Annotated in this window: 6 protein-coding genes; all 6 read right to left on the bottom strand. The window is 68.2% G+C overall.

Annotation, left to right across the window (positions count from 1 at the left end; genetic code table 11):
- Positions 1-142: 142 nt before the first annotated feature.
- The 6 genes from ACFVZW_RS28500 to map all read right to left on the bottom strand — a co-directional run bounded on the left by ACFVZW_RS28500 (position 143) and on the right by map (position 3,921).
- Complete coding sequence (locus ACFVZW_RS28500; protein ID WP_069171149.1) at positions 143-1,165, bottom strand: DNA-directed RNA polymerase subunit alpha; 1,023 nt, start codon at positions 1,163-1,165, stop codon at positions 143-145.
- A 128-nt stretch (positions 1,166-1,293) separates the two neighbouring features.
- Positions 1,294-1,698 carry a 30S ribosomal protein S11 gene (rpsK, locus tag ACFVZW_RS28495; RefSeq protein ID WP_003956432.1) on the bottom strand — a complete coding sequence of 135 codons (405 nt, stop codon included), beginning with the start codon at positions 1,696-1,698 and terminating at the stop codon, positions 1,294-1,296.
- A gap of 66 nt (positions 1,699-1,764) precedes the next feature.
- Positions 1,765-2,145 (bottom strand): 30S ribosomal protein S13, encoded by a 381-nt coding sequence (gene rpsM, locus ACFVZW_RS28490; protein WP_005313488.1) that lies wholly within the window; start codon positions 2,143-2,145, stop codon positions 1,765-1,767.
- A 186-nt stretch (positions 2,146-2,331) separates the two neighbouring features.
- On the bottom strand, positions 2,332-2,445 hold the full coding sequence (gene rpmJ, locus ACFVZW_RS28485) for a 50S ribosomal protein L36 (protein WP_003956441.1): 114 nt from the start codon (positions 2,443-2,445) through the stop codon (positions 2,332-2,334).
- 62 nt (positions 2,446-2,507) lie between these two features.
- A complete protein-coding gene (infA, locus tag ACFVZW_RS28480) occupies positions 2,508-2,729 on the bottom strand; it encodes a translation initiation factor IF-1 (protein ID WP_003956442.1) in 222 nt (73 codons plus the stop codon).
- Positions 2,730-3,084: 355 nt separating this feature from the next.
- Complete coding sequence (gene map / locus ACFVZW_RS28475; protein ID WP_384526984.1) at positions 3,085-3,921, bottom strand: type I methionyl aminopeptidase; 837 nt, start codon at positions 3,919-3,921, stop codon at positions 3,085-3,087.
- Positions 3,922-4,069 lie beyond the last annotated feature (148 nt).

Here is a 4,069-nt window from a genome sequence, read left to right as displayed (position 1 = left end):
GGGTTTGTTTTTTATAGTTTCGGCTCGCGGGGGGGGCGGGGGGGCGCCCCCGCGCCCCCCCCCCCCCCCCCGCCGCCCCCCCCGGGGAACTGCGCGACCGGCCAGAGCCGGTCCGCAGCAGGTATCAGTCCGCGCGAGGCGGTCAGTACTGCTCGGTCTCCACGAAGCCCGCGTCCGCGTCGTCGTCGGCGCCGAAGGCGTCGGCGGCGGCGGTCGGGTCGAATCCGGGCGGGCTGTCCTTGAGGGCCAGGCCCATGCCGGCCAGCTTCGCCTTGACCTCGTCGATCGACTTCGCACCGAAGTTGCGGATGTCGAGCAGGTCGGCCTCGGAGCGCGCCACGAGCTCACCCACGGAGTGGATGCCCTCACGCTTGAGGCAGTTGTACGAACGAACGGTGAGCTCGAGCTCCTCGATCGGCAGCGCCAGGTCGGCGGCGAGGGCGGCGTCCGTCGGGGACGGGCCCATGTCGATGCCCTCGGCGTCGATGTTGAGCTCGCGGGCCAGACCGAACAGCTCGACCAGGGTCTTGCCGGCGGACGCCATGGCGTCACGCGGGCGCATGGCCTGCTTGGTCTCGACGTCGACGATGAGCTTGTCGAAGTCGGTGCGCTGCTCGACTCGGGTCGCCTCGACCTTGTAGGTGACCTTGAGGACCGGGCTGTAGATGGAGTCGACCGGGATACGGCCGATCTCCTGGCCCAGCTGCTTGTTCTGCACGGCGGAGACGTAGCCGCGACCGCGCTCGACGGTCAGCTCCATCTCCAGCTTGCCCTTGCCGTTGAGCGTGGCGAGCACCAGGTCGGGGTTGTGCACCTCGACGCCGGCCGGCGGGGCGATGTCGGCAGCGGTGACCAGGCCGGGACCCTGCTTGCGCAGGTACATCACGACCGGCTCGTCGTGCTCCGAGGAGACGACCAGCTGCTTGATGTTCAGGATGAGGTCGGTGACGTCCTCCTTGACGCCCGGCACGGTGGTGAACTCGTGCAGGACACCGTCGATGCGGATGGACGTGACCGCCGCACCCGGAATCGAGGAGAGGAGCGTACGGCGGAGGCTGTTGCCGAGCGTGTAGCCGAAGCCCGGCTCCAGGGGCTCGATGACGAACCGCGAGCGGAACTCGTCGACGACCTCTTCGGTCAGCGAGGGACGCTGAGCGATCAGCATGGTGTGAATCCTTCGGTTGTGGACGCCCACTATTTGACGTCCGACAGAGGTACTACCAAGGGTACGGGCGGCACGCCTCCGAAGAGCCGTACCGCCCAACCCTCACTTCGACCGTTGCCGGTCGTGCGTCAGACGCGACGACGCTTCGGCGGACGGCAGCCGTTGTGCGGCGTGGGGGTGACGTCCTGGATCGAACCGACCTCGAGGCCCGTGGCCTGGAGGGAGCGGATCGCGGTCTCGCGGCCGGAGCCCGGACCCTTGACGAAGACGTCGACCTTGCGCATGCCGTGCTCCTGCGCGCGGCGAGCGGCCGACTCGGCGGCCATCTGCGCGGCGAACGGGGTGGACTTGCGCGAGCCCTTGAAGCCGACGTGGCCGGCGGAGGCCCAGGAGATCACGTTGCCCGAGGGGTCCGTGATCGAGACGATCGTGTTGTTGAACGTGCTCTTGATGTGCGCGTGGCCGTGAGCGACGTTCTTCTTTTCCTTGCGGCGCACCTTCTTGGCAGCGCCCTGACGACCCTTGGGGGGCATCTATATCTCCTACGGGAGGTGGTCGGTCCTACAGCGAAGACCGTGTGGTCAAGCGTCCGCTGAGGACTACTTCTTGCCCGGCTTCTTCTTGCCGGCGATGGCGCGACGCGGGCCCTTGCGGGTACGGGCGTTCGTGCTGGTCCGCTGACCGTGCACGGGCAGGCCACGACGGTGACGGATGCCCTGGTAGCACTGGATCTCGATCTTGCGGCGGATGTCGCCCTGGATCTCGCGGCGGAGGTCACCCTCGGTCTGGAGGTTGGCGTCCACGTACTCGCGGATCTTGACCAGGTCCTCTTCGGCCAGGTCACGAACGCGGGTGTTCGGGTTCACGCCGGTGGAGGCGAGGATCTCCTTGGACCGGGTGCGCCCGATACCGAAGACGTAGGTGAGTGCGATCTCCACACGCTTTTCGCGCGGGATGTCAACACCGGAAACGCGTGCCATTCAATGGCTCCTGTGTGTTCGGGGGTCTTCCGCAAAGCCGCTCCTCATTCGCCGTATGAGGTACGAATCAGGTCCCCGGCCCCCGCCGGAGGTGCCGCCGACCCTTGCGGGCTGGGCGGGCTCTGCGTATGTACGTACTGCTTGCGTCGCGCGAAGAACTGCGAAATGCAGGTCGGTCGGCGTGCGTCAGCCCTGGCGCTGCTTGTGGCGCAGGTTGTCGCAGATGACCATGACCCGACCGTGACGGCGGATCACCTTGCACTTGTCGCAGATCTTCTTGACGCTCGGCTTGACCTTCATGGGTGTGAGGTTCTCCGGGTCAGTGCCACCACCCGCGCGCGGAGGCGGGGTGCGGGCAAGATCTACTTGTAGCGGTAGACGATCCGGCCACGCGTCAGGTCGTACGGAGAGAGCTCCACGACGACCCGGTCGTCCGGAAGGATTCGGATGTAGTGCATCCGCATCTTGCCGGAGATGTGCGCGAGGACCTTGTGACCGTTCTGGAGCTCCACCTTGAACATGGCGTTCGGGAGGGACTCGATCACGGTGCCCTCGATTTCGATGGCACCTTGCTTCTTGGCCACGCTTCGCCTTTCGAATCGGCTACCTTGATCGACTCTCGATCCCGAATGCGGACACACGGGTACACGAGAGCCGACGCATCAGTCTACGTCAGGCACCTGGAAAAGACGAATCCGGGAAGTTTGCCCACCACGGAAGATCGTTACGCAAGGAGCCACGCCGCAGCCTGTCCCGGCTACGCCAAGGGATCCGGCGCCGCCACGACGCCCAGCTCGGCCAGCTTGGCCTTGCCGCCAACCCGATTCCCGACGCAGCCCTCGCGGGCTCGCCGCCCGGGGGCGCCTCACAAGCTTCGGTCCGCTGCGGCGGACTCCGTCCACCGGCCGGGGGCCGGGCGTCACGCGTAGGCCCCTCCGGCTACGCCAAGGGATCCGGCGCCGCCACGACGCCCAGCTCGGCCAGCTTGGCCTTGCCGCCATCGGGGGCCGTCAGGACGAGGGGGCCTTGCTCCGTCAGGGCCACCGAGTGCTCCCAGTGGGAGGACCAGGTGCCGTCCGTGGAGACGACCGTCCAGTCGTCCGACAGGACCTCCGTGCGCGGCGTGCCGAGCGCGACCATCGGCTCGATCGCCAGGCAGAAGCCGGGGACCAGCTTCGGGCCCTTGCCGCGCTTGCGGGAGACGTAGTTCAGCAGGTGCGGGTCCATGTGCATCTCGGTGCCGATGCCGTGGCCGCCGTAGTCCTCGACGATGCCGTACTTGCCGCCGCCCGGCTTCGGCTGGCGGCGGATGTACGTCTCGATCGCCCGGGAGACGTCCACCAGCCGGTTGCCGGCCTTCATCGCGGCGATGCCGGCCCACATCGACTCCTCGGTCACCCGCGAGAGCTCGATCAGCTCCGGAGCGTGACCCGAGCCCACGAACGCCGTGTACGCGGCGTCGCCGTGCCAGCCGTCCACGATCGCACCGGCGTCGATGGAGATGATGTCGCCGTCCTTGAGGACGGTCTTCTCGTCCGGGATGCCGTGGACGACGACCTCGTTCACCGAGGTGCAGATCGTCGCGGGGAAGCCGCCGTACCCGAGGAAGTTCGACTTCGCCCCGTGGTCCGCGATCACCTTGCGGGCGACCTCGTCCAGGTCCTTCGTCGTGGCGCCCGGCACGGCCGCCTCGCGGGTCGCCGCGTGGATGGCGGCGACGACCAGCCCCGCCTCGCGCATCTTCGCGATCTGCTCGGGGGTCTTGATCTGCACCATCGTGGCGGGGGCCTTTCCTTGCGTGTACACGGGACAGAACAACGATACGGGCGCGGGGGCCCCCGGCGGCCCCCCCGCCCCCGGGGGCCAAAACCCGGGGTAGGTGTGAGCGGGGCGCCCCCCCGCCCGGGGCCCCACCCCCCCGCCC

The sequence above is a fragment of the Streptomyces sp. NPDC059567 genome (assembly GCF_042735655.1).
GTDB lineage: Bacteria > Actinomycetota > Actinomycetes > Streptomycetales > Streptomycetaceae > Streptomyces.
Note: the sequence above shows the minus strand (reverse complement) of the source record. Positions and strands in the feature narration are given on the sequence as shown.

Bases quoted from the DNA above. Each gene is read 5' to 3' on its own strand.
- ACFVZW_RS28500 (WP_069171149.1), bottom strand. From the start codon at position 1,165: ATGCTGATCGCTCAGCGTCCCTCGCTGACCGAAGAGGTCGTCGACGAG.
- rpsK (WP_003956432.1), bottom strand. From the start codon at position 1,698: ATGCCCCCCAAGGGTCGTCAGGGCGCTGCCAAGAAGGTGCGCCGCAAG.
- rpsM (WP_005313488.1), bottom strand. From the start codon at position 2,145: ATGGCACGCGTTTCCGGTGTTGACATCCCGCGCGAAAAGCGTGTGGAG.
- rpmJ (WP_003956441.1), bottom strand. From the start codon at position 2,445: ATGAAGGTCAAGCCGAGCGTCAAGAAGATCTGCGACAAGTGCAAGGTG.
- map (WP_384526984.1), bottom strand. From the start codon at position 3,921: ATGGTGCAGATCAAGACCCCCGAGCAGATCGCGAAGATGCGCGAGGCG.